Source organism: Streptomyces sp. NPDC012769 (assembly GCF_042901205.1).
Taxonomy (GTDB): Bacteria; Actinomycetota; Actinomycetes; order Streptomycetales; family Streptomycetaceae; genus Streptomyces.
In genome coordinates this window covers 996,573-1,011,835 of sequence record NZ_JBIBCP010000002.1, presented here as the reverse complement: position 1 = coordinate 1,011,835, position 15,263 = coordinate 996,573, and the positions used below count along the sequence as shown (strand labels likewise).

The window sequence follows — 15,263 nt, the reverse complement described above, 5'->3', positions numbered from 1 at the left end:
TGGGGGCCGATAAAGTCCCTGACATGGCACGGATTGTGGTGATCGGCGCGGGTCTCGGCGCCATGGCGGCAGCCGCCCGGCTGGCCGTGGCGGGCCACCGCGTGACGGTGTACGAGAGCGGCGGGACGTACGGGGGCGGGGTCCGCCGGTTCGAGCGGGACGGGTTCGGTTTCGACACCGGCCCCGGCCTGCTGCACCTGCCCGCCGTCTACCGCGATCTGTTCGTCAAGACCGGGAAGCAGCCGCTCGAGGAGTGTGTGACGCTCAGCCAGGTCGACCCGGCGAGCCGTCATGTCTTCGCCGACGGCACCCGCGTCGACCTGCCGAACGCCTCGCGCGCGGGCACGGTCGCCGCCCTGGACGCGGCGCTCGGCGCGGGCGCGGGCGAGCGCTGGGGCGACTTCCTGGTGCGGGCCCGCGAGGCCTGGGACCGCACGCGCCGCCCCCTCCTGGAGGAGCCGCAGCCGACCGACCTCACGCCGCTGGGCCGCGAGCCCTACCCGGCGCTGAAGGCGGGCCTGCTGCGATCCCGGACGACCACGCTCGCGCGGATCGGCTCCCGCGAGCTGCGCGACCCGCGGCTCGCCGCGCTCCTCGACGCGTACGCGTGGAGCTACGGCTTCGACCCGGCCACCGCCCCGGCCGCGGCGGCCGTGCTGCCGTACATGGAGCAGACCTTCGGCAGCTGGTATGTGGGCGGCGGCATCCGGGCGCTCGCGGACGCGGTGTACGAGCGGTGCCGGCAGCGGCGGGTGGAGTTCGTCTTCGACACGCGCGTCGAGGAGGTCCTGGAGAAGGACGGGCGGGCGTGCGGCGTCGGGCTGGCCGGCGGGCAGGTCGTCGAGGCGGACCACGTGGTGTCGGGCGCGCCGGTGCCCGGCCTGCGTCCCGACCTCGCCCCACACGTCCAGGCCCTCGGTACGGGCCGGGTGACGGTCTGTCTGGCCCTGCGCGGCGCCCGGGAGTCCGGCGCGGTCCACCGCACCGTCGTGCACGGCTCCGGCGAGCTGCCCACCGTGACCGTGCTGCGGCCGGACGACCCGGCCCTGCGGCCCGACGGCGCCCACGAGTCGGCGACCGTCACCTCGACCGTCCGCATCGCGGGCGGGCGGGACTGGAGCGCGGTCGCCGGGCGGATGCTGCGGCAGGCCGAGGCGGCCGTGCCGGGGCTGCGGGAGCGGCTGCTCTGGCAGGAGGTCCGCACCCCCGACCACACGCTGCGGGAGACCGGCGTCGCCGAGGTCCCCGGGCCCGCGCTCGCGGGCGCCGGCGGGCGGTGTCTCCCGGCGGCCAACGTCTCGCTGCTCCCCGGCCTCCACTTCGCCGGCGGCTGGTCCCACCCCGGCGGCGGGCTCGCCCACGCCGGCATGTCGGGCGCGCTGGTCGCCGGCCTGATCGTGGAGGGCGCGGACTTCCGCGGCTCGCAGTAGCCGCGGGCCGCGTCAGGGACGGTGCTGCGGCTGGTCGTCGCCGTAGCCGTAGTAGCCCTGCTGCTCCTGGTACTGCGTCTGCTGGTCGGTGTCCCGCTGCTGCGGGACCTGCGGGACCCAGACGCCACCGGGGGGCGTGTCGTAGGTGTACGAGGGGGCGTACTGGTCGGCGTAGGGCTGCTGGTAGCCGCCGCCGTACTGGGCGCTCGCGTCGTGGTACTGCTGGCCGATGTACGGGTCGGAGTAGGCCGCGTAGGTCTGCTGGCCGCCGGTGCCGTAGTCGTACGCGGGCTGCTGCTCGTACCCGGTGGCGTACGGGTCGGCGTACTGCGGCGGCTGCTGCTGGTGCTGGTCGTAGGCGGCGCCGTAGACGGCGTACTGGCCGGTCTCGTCGGGGATCGGCTGCGGCTCGTACACCGATGTGGTCTCGGCGGCGGCATCCGTCCGGTCTCCGGCGTGGTCGGCCGGCTCGTACGAGAGGTCGCTGACCTCCAGGGTCGGGCCCTCCTGCGCCGGCGAGGCGGACCTGCGGCGGCGGCTGGCGCCCGGGTTGCCGCCCAGGGCCCAGCCGGTGGAGAAGCCCCGCCGGAAGGAGAGGGTCACATAGGTCTGGCCGACGGCGAAGGCGGCGGCCCCGAGGATGATGACCAGCACCGACGGCAGCAGCACGCCGAGGACCACGCCGAGGAAGCCGCCGAAGGCGAGCAGCCGCCAGCGCAGCCGCGCCTTGTACTGCAGGAGCACCTCACCCAGCAGCCACAACGCCACGACACCGAACGCGATGTAGAGGACCGTCCACCCCATGCCCGCCCCTCTCCTACGGCCACCGCCGCGGGTAGGGGCGGGTACGACCGGTCACGACTGCTGGTGCAGTCCGAGATTCTCGTAGATCTCGAGCGTCGCCCTGGCGTTGTTCAGCGTGATGAAGTGCAGCCCGGGGACACCCTCGGACAGCAGACGCGCGCAGAACTCCGTCGCGAACTCGATGCCAATGGAGCGTACAGCGGCCGGATCGTCCTTGACGGCGAGGATCCGTTCTTTCACGTTCTCCGGGAAGACCGCGTTGCTCAGCTGGGGCAGCCGCTCCAGGGTTCGCGCGCTCACCACGGGCATGACCTCGGGAATGATCGGGGTGTCGCAGCCCGCCTTCTGGACGCTGTCGCGCAGCCGCAGATACGCCTCCGGGTCGAAGAACATCTGGGTGATCGCGTAGTCGGCGCCGGCCCGGCACTTGTCCACGAAGTGGCGGACGTCGGTGTCCCAGTCGGTGGAGCGCGGGTGCATCTCCGGGAAGGCGGCGACGCCCACGCAGAAGTCGCCCGACTCCTTGATCAGCCGGACGAGGTCGGCGGCGTACCGCACGCCTTCGGGGTGGGCGACCCACTCGCCGAGCGGGTCGCCCGGCGGGTCGCCGCGGACGGCGAGCATGTTCCGGATTCCGGCGTCGGCGTACTGGCCGAGGATGTTGCGGAGCTCGGCGATCGAGTGGTCGACGGCGGTGAGGTGGGCGACCGGGGTGAGGGTGGTGTCGGAGGCGATCTTCTGGGTGGCCTTGACCGTGCCTCCGCGCGTGGAGCCGCCGGCGCCGTAGGTGACGGAGACGAAGCTCGGCCCCACCGCCTCGATCCGGCGCATCGCGTTCCAGAGGCTCTGCTCGCTCTTCTCGGTCCGGGGCGCGAAGAACTCGAAGGAGTAGGAGGTGCCACCGGAGGCGAGGATGTCGCGGACCGTGCGTGCACGGTCCGAGCGGACGGAAGCGGTACCAAGGGCCATACGGGCAGGTTAGACGGGGTCTACGAGCGGGGTGAAGCCGAGTCCGCCTTGTGGACACGTTTCAGGACAGCAGGACGCCGGCCGGGGCCGCCCGGACCGGGACGATCTACGCGAGGCGCTCGCGGACCCGCTTGGCGAGGGCGGCCGTGGCGGCGGCCGGGTCGTCGGCCTCGGTGATCGCGCGGACGACGACGATCCGGCGGGCTCCGGCGTCCAGGACCTCGTCCAGGTTGGTCTCGTCGATGCCGCCGATGGCGAACCAGGGCCGGTCCTGGGCCAGGCCCGCCGCGTACCGCACGAGGTCGAGGCCCGGCGCGTGACGCCCCGGCTTGGTGGGGGTGGGCCAGCACGGGCCGGTGCAGAAGTAGTCCACGCCCGGCTCGGCGGCGGCCGCGGCCACCTCCTCCTCGGCGTGGCAGGAGCGGCCCATCAGCACGTCGTCGCCGAGGATGGCGCGGGCGGCGGGCACGGGCAGGTCACCCTGGCCGAGATGCAGCACGTCGGAGCCGATGGCGTGGGCGACGTCGGCCCGGTCGTTGACGGCGAGGAGCGTGCCGTGGCGGCGGCAGGCCTCGGCGAGGACGGCCAGGTGCTCGAGCTCCTCACCGGCCTCCATGCCCTTGTCGCGGAGCTGCACGATGTCCACGCCGGAGGAGAGCACGGCGTCCAGGAAGGCGGGCAGGTCGCCCTGCCGCTTGCGGGCGTCGGTGCACAGATAGAGCCGGGCGTCGGAGAGCCGGGCGCGAGGCGTGGACATGGTCGTTCCCCCCTGGTGGGTGGTGCCGGTGCCGGGCCGGCCGGTAAGGACCGGCCGGCCCGGCACCCGCGGGTGCTGTTCGTGGGTCCGCTCGGCGAGCGTTCCCGGTGCGCGGCGCGTCGGCGCGCGGTGCGCGGCGCACCGGCGCGAGGCGCATCGTATGCGTGGCCGCGCCGGTGCGTGGCTGCGTCGGCGCGGCGGTCGCGTAACCGCGTCAGACGGCGAGCGCCTGGGCGCGGCGCTTCACCTCCGTGCCGCGATTCTCGCCGAGGGCCTGCGCGGGGGTGCCGGGCAGGGTCGGGTCGGGAGTGAAGAGCCACTCCAGCATCTCTTCGTCGGTGAAGCCGTCGTCCCGCAGGAGCGTCAGGGTGCCCACGAGCCCCTTGACGACCTTGTCGCCCTGGATGAAGGCGGCCGGCACCTGCAGCGCCTTGTTCTCACCACGGCGCACGGCGATGAGCTGGCCCTCCTTGACCAGCTGCCGCACGCGCGTCACCTCGACGTCGAGCATTTCCGCGATGTCGGGGAGGTAGAGCCAGGCGGGGACGAGAGCATCGATCTTTGCGTCAATCTCGGTCACGGGACAAGCGTGCCATCCCGGACTGACAGCCGGTAGTCGGGCCCTACCGGACTGCCGCCTTCAGAGGTACGGAGGGGTCCGCGGCCCGCTCCGGGTCGACGGGCGTGCCGTGCTCGATCAGCCGGCGCCCCTGGGCCAGATCGCGGGGGCGGCCCACCGCGAGCAGCGCCACGAGCGCGTCGCCGCGCAGCCAGAGCACGGTCCAGGCCTCGTCGGCCGGGTCGCCGCGCCACAGCAGGGTGTCGGCGGCGCCGTGGTGTCCGGCGTACTGGACGAAGCGGCCGAACTGCTCGGACCAGAAGTAGGGCACCGGGTCGTAGGGCGCGGGGGCCTCGCCGAGGATGTCGGCGGCGACGGTACGGGGGCCCTGGAGGGCGTTGTCCCAGTGGTGGACGAGGAGCCGTTCGCCGTAGCGGGCCGACGGGAAGGAGGCGCAGTCCCCGACCGCGTACACGTCGGGCAGCGAGGCGCGCAGGCGATCGTCGGCGGTGACCGCGCCACTCGGGTCGAGCGCGACGCCGGATCCGGCGAGCCAGCCGGTGGCGGGCCGGGCGCCGATGCCGACGACGACGGCGTCGGCGGGCAGCTCCCGGGGGGCGGTGGAGGCGGCCGGGGCCGCCGAGGCCTCGGAACCGGTCGCGTCCTCGTCGAGGACGACCCGTCCCTCCTCGACCTGCCGCACGCGCGCGTGCAGGCGGAGTTCGGTGCCGCTCTCGGCGTACCAGGCCGCCATGGGAGCGGTCACCTCGGCCGGCAGGGCGCCGGGGAGGGGACGGTCCGCCGCCTCGACGACGGTGACGGCGCAGCCGGCCTCGCGGGCGGCGGTGGCGAACTCGGCGCCGATCCAGCCGGCGCCGACGACGACGATGTCGTGGCGGCGTTCCAGGACCGGCTTGAGTCGGGCCGCGTCGTCCAGGGTGCGCAGCAGGTGGACGCCGGGGACGCCCTCGCTGCCGGGCAGGGTGAGCGGATGGGCGCCGGTGGCGACGACGAGGGTGTCGTACGGGACGGGGCCGGCCTCCGTGTCGACCTCGTGGTCGGCGGCGCGCAGGCCGGTGACCTCGACGCCGAGGCGCAGCTCGACACCGAGGTCCTCGAAGTCGATGTCGAAGGCGGAGTCCTCGGCCTTGCCGAGCAGGACCGCCTTGGAGAGCGGCGGCCGGTCGTAGGGCTGGTGGGGCTCTGCGCCGATGAGGGTGACGGGGCCCGTGAAGCCCTGCTCGCGCAGGGCGACGGCGGTCTGCACGCCCGCCATTCCGGCGCCGACGATCACGACGTGCCGACCGCTGCGCGGCGCGGCCGGGGCGGCGGCTGACGCGGGGCCGGGCTGTACGGCGGCCGGGGTCCCAGCCGGGGCAGTGGTCGCCTCCGGGCCGGGACGCACGGCGGCCGGGGTTCCGGTCGGGGCGGCGGCTGTCGGGTGCGGCGGGGCGCCGGGGGTGGCGGGCGGCCGGGTGGCCGTCGGCTCCATGGGGTCGGCGCTGTTCTTCCCGCTGGACTGCTCGCTCTTCTGCTCGCTCACACGGCCACCTTACGCATCTGACGAACCGTCAGGAAGGGAGGGGTCCTGTGGCGCTCCGCCCTCGGCGGCTAGTCTGGCCGCCGTAAAGCACTCGCGGGAGCCCGGACGCACCGGGCTGAGAGGGAGGCTGGCCGGCCTCCGACCGTACGAACCTGATCCGGGTCATGCCGGCGAAGGGAGGGGCTGGACGCCCATGTCGCGTACGAGCAGTACTTCCGACGTCCTCGTCATCGGGGGCGGGATCATCGGCCTGGTCACGGCCTGGCGGGCCGCGCAACGCGGACTGCGCACCGCCGTGGCCGACCCCGAACCGGGCGGCGGGGCCGCCCGGGTGGCGGCGGGCATGCTCGCCGCCGTCACCGAACTGCACTACGGCGAGGAGACCCTCCTCGGCCTCAACCTGGCCTCCGCCCGCCGCTACCCCGACTTCGTCGCCGAACTCGCCGAGACCACCGGCCACGACGTCGGCTACCGCGCCTGCGGCACCCTCGCCGTCGCGCTCGACGCCGACGACCGGGCCCACCTGCGCGAACTCCACGCCCTGCAGACCCGCTGCGGACTCGCCTCGGAATGGCTCAGCGGGCGCGAGTGCCGCCGTCTGGAGCCCATGCTGGCGCCCGGCGTGCGGGGCGGGCTGCGGGTGGACGGCGACCACCAGGTCGATCCGCGCCGGCTCGCCGACGCCCTCGTGGCCGCCTGCGAGCGGGCCGGGGTGGTCTTCCACCGGACTCGCGCGGAGCGGCTCACGGTGGTGGGCGACCGGGCGCGCGGCGCGGTCCTGGCCGACGGGGCAGAGCCGGCGGCGGAGCAGGTGGTGCTGGCCGCGGGCAGCCTCAGCGGCCGGCTCGACGGCGTACCGGCGGACGTGCTGCCGCCCGTTCGGCCCGTGAAGGGGCAGGTGCTGCGGCTGCGGGTGCCGCCCGCGTACGCGCCGTTCCTGTCCCGGACGGTCCGGGCGGTGGTCCGCGGCAGCCAGGTCTACCTCGTCCCGCGCGAGAACGGCGAGCTCGTCGTCGGCGCCACCAGCGAGGAGCTCGGCTGGGACACCACCGTGACCGCGGGCGGGGTCTACGAGCTGCTGCGCGACGCGCACGAGCTGGTGCCCGGCATCACCGAACTGCCGCTCACCGAGACCCGCGCCGGGCTGCGGCCCGGCTCCCCCGACAACGCGCCGCTGCTCGGCCCGAGCGCCCTGCCCGGCCTGCACCTGGCCACCGGCCACTACCGCAACGGGGTGCTGCTCACCCCCGTCACCGGCGACGTGATGGCGGAGGCGCTCACCACCGGCACGCTGCCGGACGAGGCGCGCCCCTTCACCGCCCGCCGCTTCCTCCCCGCGCACCTGGAGCACGCATGAACACCCCCCAGAACACCTCCGCGGACCCTTCCGTGACCGTGACCGTGTCCGTGAACGGAGAGGCCCGCGTCCTGGCGGGCCCGCTCTCCCTCGACGCCCTCGTCGCCACCCTCACCACGGCCTCCGCCGGGGTGGCCGCCGCCGTCAACGAGACGGTCGTGCCGCGTGGCCGGTGGGCCGCCACCGTGCTCGGCGAGGGCGACCGGATCGAGGTCCTGACCGCGGTGCAGGGAGGCTGAGCGCGATGTCCGACGACGTTTTCCCGCTCGGCGGTACGGATTTCTCGTCCCGCCTGATCATGGGCACCGGCGGGGCGCCCAGCCTCGACGTGCTCGAACGCTCCCTCGTCGCCAGCGGCACGGAGCTGACGACCGTGGCCATGCGCCGCCTCGACCCGAACGTACGCGGCTCGGTCCTCTCGGTCCTGGACCGGCTGGGCATCCGCGTCCTGCCGAACACGGCGGGCTGCTTCACGGCGGGCGAGGCGGTCCTCACGGCCCGGCTGGCCCGGGAGGCACTCGGCACCAACTGGATCAAGCTGGAGGTCATCGCCGACGAGCGGACCCTGCTGCCGGACGGCGAGGAGCTCCTCTCCGCCGCCGAGACGCTCGTCGACGACGGCTTCGTCGTGCTGCCGTACACGAACGACGACCCGGTGCTCGCGCGGAAGCTGGAGGACGTCGGCTGCGCGGCGATCATGCCGTTGGGTTCGCCGATCGGCTCCGGCCTCGGCATCCGCAACCCGCACAACTTCCAGTTGATCGTGGAGCGGGCGGGGGTGCCGGTGATCCTGGACGCGGGGGCGGGGACGGCGTCGGACGCGGCGCAGGCGATGGAGCTGGGCTGCGCGGCGGTGATGCTCGCCTCCGCGGTGACCCGCGCCCAGGAGCCCGTCCTGATGGCGGAGGCGATGCGCCACGCGGTCGAGGCGGGCCGCCTGGCGCACCGGGCGGGCCGCATCCCCCGCCGCCACTTCGCGGAGGCGTCCTCCCCGCACGACGGCCGCGCCCACCTCGACCCGGAACGCCCGGCCTTCTGAACGCCCGGCCTTCTGTCCGGACAGGGCCCGGTCCTCCCCCGCCCCTCCCCGACCGCGACGCGCGTCACAGGTGCGCTGCAGTCGGGGCGGGGCCGGCCGGGGGGCTCCGCGGCACTCGTAGACTCGGGGCCGTGGACACGACCCTTCAGGACCCTCTCGTCGGGCGGCTGCTCGACGGCCGCTACCGCGTCGACGCGCGTATCGCCGTCGGCGGGATGGCCACGGTCTACCGGGCCGTGGACACCCGTCTCGACCGGGTGCTCGCGCTCAAGGTGATGCACCCGGACCTGGCCACGGACGCCGCGTTCGTGGAGCGGTTCATGCGCGAGGCCAAGTCCGTCGCGCGCCTGGCGCATCCCAATGTGGTCGGGGTCTTCGACCAGGGCGCGGACGGCGCGTACGTGTATCTGGCGATGGAGTACGTCGCCGGCTGCACCCTCCGCGACGTGCTGCGCGAGCGCGGCGCGCTCCAGCCGCGGGCCGCGCTGGACGTCCTGGAGCCGGTGCTGGCGGCGCTGGGGGCCGCGCACCGGGCCGGGTTCGTGCACCGGGACATGAAGCCGGAGAACGTCCTGATAGGGGACGACGGCCGGGTGAAGGTCGCCGACTTCGGCCTGGTGCGGGCCGTGGGCTCGGCCACCGACACCACCGGCTCCGTCCTCGGCACCGTGTCCTACCTCGCCCCGGAGCAGATCGAGCACGGCACCGCCGACACCCGCGCCGACGTGTACGCCTGCGGGGTCGTCCTCTACGAGATGCTGACCGGTGCCAAGCCGCACTCCGGGGACACCCCCGCCCAGGTGCTCTACCGGCACCTGAACACCGACGTGCCCGCGCCCTCCGCCGCCGTCCCCGGCCTCCCCGTGGAGCTGGACGAGCTGGTGGCGGGCGCCACCGCCCGCGATCCCGAGCTCCGCCCGTACGACGCGGTCGCGCTGCTCGCCCTGACCCGCGAGGCGCGCGCCGCCCTCAGCGAGGAGCAGCTGGACGCCGTACCGCCGCAGGCCCGTGCCCAGGAGCGGAGCCAGGCGGAGGACCGGACCAGTGTGATCCCGCGCGTCCGGCCGCTGCCCGTCGAGCACACCAGCCGACTGCCCGCTCCCCCGCCCCCTCCCTCGCCCGGGCCCGACGCGGCCCGGCGCGGAGCGCCCCGCGGGCCGTTGCTGATCGTCGCCGCCGTCCTGCTGGCCCTCGGCCTCGGGGCCGGCGTCTGGTACATCAACTCGGGTCAGTTCACCCGCGTCCCCGCCGTCCTCGGTCAGACCGAGGAGCAGGCCACCCGGCGTCTCGCCGACGCCGGCCTGGACGTGGGCACCACCCGGCGCGCGTACAGCGACGTGTACGAGCGCGGCACGGTCATGGCCGTCGACCCGGCGCCCGGCGAGCGGATCCGCGGCAACGGCTCGGTGACGCTCACGCTCTCCCGCGGTCCGAAGATCGTGAAGGTGCCGAACCTCAAGGGCACCCCGCTCGCGGAGGCGAGGAAGGCCCTGGCCGAGGAGGGGCTGGCGCCGGGCGTCATCACGTACGCCTTCAGCCGGTCCGTCGCCCAGGGCGCGGTCATCGGCTCCGACCCGGAGCCCGGCACCGAGCGGAGCCCGGACTCGGCGGTCGCCCTGGTCGTCAGCAAGGGCGTGCCGATCGAGATCCCGGACGTCACCGGCGAGTCGCTGGCGGACGCCACCGCCTCGCTCCAGCAGGCCGGCCTGAAGGTGGCGGTGGCACCGGAGCGGATCCACTCGGCCGAGGACGCCGGAGCGGTCGCCGCGCAGTCCCTCGCCGAGGGCAGCCGGGCCGCCAAGGGTGACACCATCACCCTGACCGTCTCCAAGGGCCCCCGGATGATCGAGGTCCCGGACGTCGTCGGAATGAAGACGGACGAGGCGCGCGGCGAGCTGGAGGCGGCCGGCTTCCAGGTGAAGGTCGAGAAGACCTTCCCGTTCCTCGGCGACACCGTCACCGGCCAGTCCGTCGAGGGCGGCGCGAACGCCCCCGAGGGCTCGACCGTCACCATCACGATCAAGGGACTGTAGAGACTCATGCGCAACCCCGTCGGCGGCCATGTCCCCGTGGCCGGCGGCCTCGCCAGGACCGGCCTCGGCTACGCACGCGAGCTCGGGGCCGAGGCCGTGCAGGTCTTCGTCGCCAATCCGCGCGGCTGGGCGACCCCGGCCGGCAACCCGGCCCAGGACGAGCTGTTCCGGGCCGGCTGCGAGGCCGAGGGGATCTCCGCCTGGGTCCATGCCCCGTACCTGATCAACTTCGGCTCCCACACCGAGGCGACGGTGGAGAAGTCGGTGGATTCGCTGCGCCACTCGCTGCGCCGTGGCCGGCAGATCGGCGCCAGGGGCGTGGTGGTGCACACCGGCTCGGCGACCGGGGGCCGTCCGCGCGCGGAGGCGCTCGCGCAGGTGCGGGAGCGGATGCTGCCGCTGCTCGACGAGCTGACGCACGACGACGACCCGTTCCTGCTCATCGAGTCGACGGCCGGGCAGGGCTTCTCGCTGTGCTCGCGGGCGGAGGACTTCGGCCCGTACTTCGACGCGCTGGAGCGGCATCCGAAGCTGGGCATCTGCCTGGACACCTGCCACATCTTCGCCGCGGGCCACGACCTGACCGGGCCGGACGGCGCGACCCGGACCCTCGACGAGCTGGTGGCGGTGGTCGGCGAGGACCGGCTGAAGCTGATCCACGCCAATGACTCGAAGGACGTCGTGGGCGCGCACAAGGACCGGCACGCCAACATCGGCGCCGGTCACATCGGCCAGGAGGCCTTCCGGAATCTGCTGGACCACCCGGCCACCGAGGGCGTACCGCTGATCATCGAGACGCCGGGCGGGACGCAGGGGCACCGGGCGGACGTGGAGCTGCTGAAGAAACTGCGTTGAGGAATACCCTAGGGGGGTATACGGTTCCTCTGTACGGAGGAACCGCCATACGAGCCTGGGGGCACCCCATGCAGCACGACGCACACGCCCACCACGACCACTCCGCCGCTCACGAGCAGCACCAGCACCACGGCGAGCACGGCGGGCACCACGGCCACGGGCACGGCAGGCACCACGAGCACGGCCACGGCGGGGTCTCCTGGGCCATGGCCGCGAAGGCCACGCTGCACTGCCTCACCGGCTGCGCCATCGGCGAGGTGCTCGGCATGATCATCGGTACGGCGCTCGGCTGGGGCAACGCCCCGACCATGGTGCTCGCGATCGCCCTGGCGTTCTTCTTCGGCTACTCGCTGACCCTCTGGGCCGTCATGCGCGCCGGCGTCGGCCTGAAGGCGGCCATCGGTGTCGCGCTGGCGGCGGACACCCTGTCCATCACCGTGATGGAGGTCGTCGACAACGGGGTCCTGCTGCTGGTCCCCGGGGCGATGGACGCGCACCTGTCGGACGCGCTGTTCTGGGGCGCCCTCGCGTTCGCCTTCCTCGTCGCCTTCCTGATCACGACCCCCGTCAACAAGTGGATGATCGGACGCGGCAAGGGCCACGCCGTCGTCCACCAGTACCACTGAGGGAAGCTAGAGCTCGGGGCCGTCGCCCGGCTCCTCCTGGTACGAGTAGCGCTGCTCCGTCCACGGGTCACCGATGTTGTGGTAGCCGCGCTCCTCCCAGAAGCCGCGCCGGTCGGCGGCCATGTACTCCACGCCCCGGACCCACTTGGGCCCCTTCCAGGCGTAGAGGTGCGGCACCACGAGCCGCAGCGGGAAGCCGTGCTCGGCGGTGAGCAGCTCACCGTCCTTGTGGGTGGCGAAGATCGTGTGCTCGGCGGCGAAGTCGGAGAGGCGCATGTTGGCGCTGTAGCCGTACTCCGCCCAGACCATCACATGGGTGACGCCGGGCGCGGGAGGAGCCAGCTCCAGGACCGTCCGGGCGGGCACCCCACCCCATTCGGCCCCCAGCATGCTGAACTTCGTCACGCAGTGCAGATCGGCCACGACGGTGGCGAAGGGCAGGGCCGAGAACTCCTCGTGGTTCCAGCAGTGCTTGTCGCCGTCGGCGGTCGCCCCGAAGACCCGGAACTCCCAGCGGTCCGGCTTGAAACGGGGAACGGGGCCGTAGTGGGTGACCGGCCAGCCGCGCTGGAGCCGCTGTCCCGGCGGAAGATCCGACGCCGCCGACGCTGCTGTTTCGCGGCGTGCTCCGCCCTCCGGCTGACCCATGTCATCCATGGTGACAGACCGCGAGGGGTGGTCATGACCAGCCATGCCCCCGTCATCCCGTAGATATTCTGACAATTAAGGCAACCCACAGTAAGCCTGCACTTACTGGACGCCACCCATTCGCGCTGCAAGGATGCCGCCATCCTGCCCAGTGGCGGCACCGACATGCGTGGAAGGATCCTGAAGCTATGCAGGGCGACCCCGAGGTCCTCGAGTTCCTCAACGAGCAGCTGACCGGCGAGCTGACGGCGATCAACCAGTACTGGCTGCACTACCGCATCCAGGACAACAAGGGCTGGACCAAGCTCGCCAAGTACACCCGCGAAGAGTCCATCGACGAGATGAAGCACGCGGACAAGCTGACCGAGCGCATCCTCATGCTCGACGGCCTGCCCAACTACCAGCGGCTCTTCCACGTCCGGGTCGGCCAGACGGTCAAGGAGATGTTCGAGGCCGACCGTCAGGTCGAGGTGGAGGCGATCGACCGCCTGAAGCGCGGGATCGAGGTCATGCGGGCCAAGGGCGACATCACCTCGGCGAACCTCTTCGAGGAGATCCTGGCGGACGAGGAGCACCACATCGACTACCTCGACACCCAGCTCGAGCTGATCGAGCAGCTGGGCGAGGCGCTCTACTGCTCGACGCTCATCGAACAGCCGAGCTAGCGGCTCGCCGAGCCGGCACGAGCCGGCAGCCGGACTAAGCGGCCTCGGAGAGATCCTCGGCGAGGTCGTCCGCGACGGCGAGGTCCGCGGTCAGAGCCGGCATGCCCTGGTCCAGGAGCTCACGCCGGGGGCAGTTGCCGCGGCCGAGAATGGCCTGAATGCGTCGTACACACGAACCGCAGTCCGTACCGGCCTTGCAGGCCGAAGCGATCTGGCGGGGCGTGCAGGCGCCGGCCTCGGCGTGCTCCTTGACCTGCTTCTCCGTCACCCCGAAGCATGAGCAGACGTACACCGGTTCACCTCCCGCCGAGATCGATTAGGTTTACCTAACCTTACCCGGCGGCCGGGGCCCGTAAAAGCCCTGGAAACGACGGTGGGGCGCGGATCACATGGATCCGCGCCCCACCGTCGTAGGAAGCTACCTACTGATCACGCTCACTGGTCGCGGTACATCTCCGCCACCAGGAACGCCAGGTCCAGCGACTGGCTGCGGTTGAGCCGCGGGTCGCAGGCCGTCTCGTAGCGCTGGTGCAGGTCGTCGACGAAGATCTCGTCGCCGCCGCCCACGCACTCGGTGACGTCGTCACCGGTGAGCTCGACGTGGATGCCGCCCGGGTGGGTGCCCAGCTCCTTGTGGACCTCGAAGAAGCCCTTGACCTCGTCGAGGACGTCGTCGAAGCGACGGGTCTTGTGGCCGGAGGCCGCCTCGAAGGTGTTGCCGTGCATCGGGTCGGTCACCCAGGCGACCGTCGCACCCGAGGCGGTGACCTTCTCGACCAGCTCGGGGAGCTTGTCGCGGACCTTGTCGGCGCCCATGCGGACGATGAAGGTCAGCCGGCCCGGCTCGCGGTCCGGGTCCAGGCGGTCGATGTACGTCAGCGCCTCTTCGGCGGTGGTCGTCGGACCCAGCTTGATGCCGATCGGGTTCGCGATCTGCGAGGCGAACTCGATGTGCGCGTGGTCGAGCTGACGGGTGCGCTCACCGATCCAGACCATGTGGCCGGAGGTGTCGTACAGCTTGCCGGTGCGCGAGTCCGTACGCGTCAGTGCGCCCTCGTAGTCGAGCAGCAGCGCCTCGTGCGAGGCGTAGAACTCGACCGCCTTGAACTCGGCCGGGTCGGTGCCACAGGCCTTCATGAAGTTCAGGGCGTTGTCGATCTCGCGGGCGAGCGCCTCGTAGCGCTGGCCCGACGGGGACGACTTCACGAAGTCCTGGTTCCAGGCGTGCACCTGGCGCAGGTCGGCGTAGCCACCGGTGGTGAAGGCGCGGACCAGGTTGAGCGTGGAGGCGGAGGCGTTGTACATCCGCTTCAGGCGCTCGGGGTCCGGGACGCGGGCCTTCTCGTTGAAGTCGAAGCCGTTGACCGAGTCGCCCCGGTAGGTCGGCAGGGTCAGGCCGTCCCGGGTCTCGGTCCCCTTGGAACGGGGCTTCGAGTACTGGCCGGCGATCCGGCCGACCTTCACGACGGGCACGGAGGCCGCGTACGTGAGGACGGCGCTCATCTGGAGCAGGGTCTTCAGCTTGGCGCGGATGTGGTCCGCGCTCACGGCGTCGAAGGCCTCGGCGCAGTCGCCACCCTGAAGCAGGAACGCCTCGCCACGGGCGACGGCTCCCATCCGGGCGCGCAGCTGGTCGCACTCGCCGGCGAACACCAGCGGAGGATACGACTCGAGGTCCGCGATCACATCGCGCAGAGCCTCGGCATCGGGGTACTCGGGCTGCTGCGCCGCGGGCAGGTCTCGCCAGGTCGCCTTGGCGACGGCGTGGGTGTCAGCGTTCACGGTCACGCCACCACAGTACGTGGCGAAAACAGTCGTCCACGACAGTGACCGCGTACTGAGACGAATGAGACGCGTTCCACCGGTTCCGTGGGCTACGATCGGCGCCATGTTCGCGCAGACGACCCAGAACTGGTGGTGGACCGCTCATCCGGCGGCCCACTGACTGCGCGTACACCGACACACGCGAAGGCCGCCC

At 72.8% G+C, this 15,263-nt stretch carries 17 protein-coding genes and 1 riboswitch; of the genes, 9 read left to right on the top strand and 8 right to left on the bottom strand.

From position 1 onward, the window contains the following. Positions 1 to 23 precede the first annotated feature (23 nt). Entirely contained in the window at positions 24 to 1,430 is a 1,407-nt protein-coding gene (locus tag ACFY7C_RS13660; protein WP_389648547.1) for a phytoene desaturase family protein, read from the top strand. Positions 1,431 to 1,442: 12 nt separating this feature from the next. Here ACFY7C_RS13660 and ACFY7C_RS13655 read toward each other — a convergent pair whose 3' ends face one another. The 5 genes from ACFY7C_RS13655 to ACFY7C_RS13635 form a co-directional block, all read right to left on the bottom strand. Next, positions 1,443 to 2,234 carry a hypothetical protein gene (locus ACFY7C_RS13655; RefSeq protein ID WP_389648544.1) on the bottom strand — a complete coding sequence of 264 codons (792 nt, stop codon included), beginning with the start codon at positions 2,232 to 2,234 and terminating at the stop codon, positions 1,443 to 1,445. A 51-nt stretch (positions 2,235 to 2,285) separates the two neighbouring features. Continuing rightward, the gene (metF, locus tag ACFY7C_RS13650; protein ID WP_389648541.1) at positions 2,286 to 3,203 is read right to left on the bottom strand and encodes a methylenetetrahydrofolate reductase [NAD(P)H]; all 918 of its coding nucleotides are present in this window, start codon (positions 3,201 to 3,203) and stop codon (positions 2,286 to 2,288) included. A 106-nt stretch (positions 3,204 to 3,309) separates the two neighbouring features. Further along, positions 3,310 to 3,960 carry a thiamine phosphate synthase gene (thiE, locus tag ACFY7C_RS13645; RefSeq protein WP_389648538.1) on the bottom strand — a complete coding sequence of 217 codons (651 nt, stop codon included), beginning with the start codon at positions 3,958 to 3,960 and terminating at the stop codon, positions 3,310 to 3,312. Positions 3,961 to 4,174: 214 nt separating this feature from the next. Continuing rightward, positions 4,175 to 4,540, bottom strand: coding sequence for an Rv2175c family DNA-binding protein (locus tag ACFY7C_RS13640; protein WP_389648535.1), 366 nt, complete (start codon positions 4,538 to 4,540; stop codon positions 4,175 to 4,177). Between the two features lie 43 nt (positions 4,541 to 4,583). Beyond that, positions 4,584 to 6,062, bottom strand: a complete 1,479-nt coding sequence (locus tag ACFY7C_RS13635) for an NAD(P)/FAD-dependent oxidoreductase (RefSeq protein WP_389648532.1) — start codon at positions 6,060 to 6,062, stop codon at positions 4,584 to 4,586. 83 nt (positions 6,063 to 6,145) lie between these two features. Then, positions 6,146 to 6,258: riboswitch (TPP riboswitch) on the top strand. Between ACFY7C_RS13635 and thiO the strand changes: the two genes are divergently transcribed. The 6 genes from thiO (at position 6,256) to ACFY7C_RS13605 (ending at position 11,972) form a co-directional block, all read left to right on the top strand. After that, positions 6,256 to 7,419, top strand: a complete 1,164-nt coding sequence (thiO, locus tag ACFY7C_RS13630; protein ID WP_389648529.1) for a glycine oxidase ThiO — start codon at positions 6,256 to 6,258, stop codon at positions 7,417 to 7,419. It overlaps the preceding riboswitch by 3 nt. Next, positions 7,416 to 7,658: a sulfur carrier protein ThiS gene (thiS, locus tag ACFY7C_RS13625; protein ID WP_389648526.1), complete on the top strand. Its 243-nt coding sequence runs from the start codon at positions 7,416 to 7,418 to the stop codon at positions 7,656 to 7,658. The genes thiO and thiS overlap by 4 nt, the downstream gene beginning before the upstream one ends. 5 nt (positions 7,659 to 7,663) lie before the next feature. Continuing rightward, positions 7,664 to 8,458: a thiazole synthase gene (locus ACFY7C_RS13620; RefSeq protein ID WP_389648523.1), complete on the top strand. Its 795-nt coding sequence runs from the start codon at positions 7,664 to 7,666 to the stop codon at positions 8,456 to 8,458. Positions 8,459 to 8,589: 131 nt separating this feature from the next. Beyond that, positions 8,590 to 10,491 (top strand): Stk1 family PASTA domain-containing Ser/Thr kinase, encoded by a 1,902-nt coding sequence (gene pknB / locus ACFY7C_RS13615; RefSeq protein ID WP_389648520.1) that lies wholly within the window; start codon positions 8,590 to 8,592, stop codon positions 10,489 to 10,491. 6 nt (positions 10,492 to 10,497) lie between these two features. Continuing rightward, the gene (locus ACFY7C_RS13610; protein WP_389648518.1) at positions 10,498 to 11,346 is read left to right on the top strand and encodes a deoxyribonuclease IV; all 849 of its coding nucleotides are present in this window, start codon (positions 10,498 to 10,500) and stop codon (positions 11,344 to 11,346) included. A gap of 68 nt (positions 11,347 to 11,414) precedes the next feature. Then, entirely contained in the window at positions 11,415 to 11,972 is a 558-nt protein-coding gene (locus ACFY7C_RS13605) for a DUF4396 domain-containing protein (RefSeq protein WP_389648516.1), read from the top strand. Positions 11,973 to 11,978: 6 nt separating this feature from the next. Here ACFY7C_RS13605 and ACFY7C_RS13600 read toward each other — a convergent pair whose 3' ends face one another. Further along, positions 11,979 to 12,620 carry a sulfite oxidase-like oxidoreductase gene (locus ACFY7C_RS13600; RefSeq protein ID WP_389648513.1) on the bottom strand — a complete coding sequence of 214 codons (642 nt, stop codon included), beginning with the start codon at positions 12,618 to 12,620 and terminating at the stop codon, positions 11,979 to 11,981. Positions 12,621 to 12,808: 188 nt separating this feature from the next. Between ACFY7C_RS13600 and bfr the strand changes: the two genes are divergently transcribed. Continuing rightward, positions 12,809 to 13,285, top strand: coding sequence for a bacterioferritin (gene bfr / locus ACFY7C_RS13595; protein WP_309549481.1), 477 nt, complete (start codon positions 12,809 to 12,811; stop codon positions 13,283 to 13,285). A 34-nt stretch (positions 13,286 to 13,319) separates the two neighbouring features. Here bfr and ACFY7C_RS13590 read toward each other — a convergent pair whose 3' ends face one another. Together ACFY7C_RS13590 and ACFY7C_RS13585 are read right to left on the bottom strand one after the other, a co-directional pair. Beyond that, complete coding sequence (locus tag ACFY7C_RS13590; RefSeq protein ID WP_389648510.1) at positions 13,320 to 13,577, bottom strand: bacterioferritin-associated ferredoxin; 258 nt, start codon at positions 13,575 to 13,577, stop codon at positions 13,320 to 13,322. Positions 13,578 to 13,720: 143 nt separating this feature from the next. Further along, a complete protein-coding gene (locus ACFY7C_RS13585; protein WP_389649519.1) occupies positions 13,721 to 15,067 on the bottom strand; it encodes a class II 3-deoxy-7-phosphoheptulonate synthase in 1,347 nt (448 codons plus the stop codon). Between the two features lie 64 nt (positions 15,068 to 15,131). Here ACFY7C_RS13585 and ACFY7C_RS13580 point away from each other — a divergent pair, with 64 nt between their 5' ends. Beyond that, on the top strand, positions 15,132 to 15,230 hold the full coding sequence (locus ACFY7C_RS13580; RefSeq protein WP_389648507.1) for a trp operon leader peptide: 99 nt from the start codon (positions 15,132 to 15,134) through the stop codon (positions 15,228 to 15,230). The last annotated feature ends 33 nt before the right edge of the window (positions 15,231 to 15,263 follow it).

Bases quoted from the DNA above. Each gene is read 5' to 3' on its own strand.
- ACFY7C_RS13660 (WP_389648547.1), top strand. From the start codon at position 24: ATGGCACGGATTGTGGTGATCGGCGCGGGTCTCGGCGCCATGGCGGCA.
- ACFY7C_RS13655 (WP_389648544.1), bottom strand. From the start codon at position 2,234: ATGGGGTGGACGGTCCTCTACATCGCGTTCGGTGTCGTGGCGTTGTGG.
- metF (WP_389648541.1), bottom strand. From the start codon at position 3,203: ATGGCCCTTGGTACCGCTTCCGTCCGCTCGGACCGTGCACGCACGGTC.
- thiE (WP_389648538.1), bottom strand. From the start codon at position 3,960: ATGTCCACGCCTCGCGCCCGGCTCTCCGACGCCCGGCTCTATCTGTGC.
- thiO (WP_389648529.1), top strand. From the start codon at position 6,256: ATGTCGCGTACGAGCAGTACTTCCGACGTCCTCGTCATCGGGGGCGGG.
- thiS (WP_389648526.1), top strand. From the start codon at position 7,416: ATGAACACCCCCCAGAACACCTCCGCGGACCCTTCCGTGACCGTGACC.
- ACFY7C_RS13620 (WP_389648523.1), top strand. From the start codon at position 7,664: ATGTCCGACGACGTTTTCCCGCTCGGCGGTACGGATTTCTCGTCCCGC.
- ACFY7C_RS13610 (WP_389648518.1), top strand. From the start codon at position 10,498: ATGCGCAACCCCGTCGGCGGCCATGTCCCCGTGGCCGGCGGCCTCGCC.
- ACFY7C_RS13605 (WP_389648516.1), top strand. From the start codon at position 11,415: ATGCAGCACGACGCACACGCCCACCACGACCACTCCGCCGCTCACGAG.
- ACFY7C_RS13600 (WP_389648513.1), bottom strand. From the start codon at position 12,620: ATGGGTCAGCCGGAGGGCGGAGCACGCCGCGAAACAGCAGCGTCGGCG.
- bfr (WP_309549481.1), top strand. From the start codon at position 12,809: ATGCAGGGCGACCCCGAGGTCCTCGAGTTCCTCAACGAGCAGCTGACC.
- ACFY7C_RS13580 (WP_389648507.1), top strand. From the start codon at position 15,132: ATGAGACGCGTTCCACCGGTTCCGTGGGCTACGATCGGCGCCATGTTC.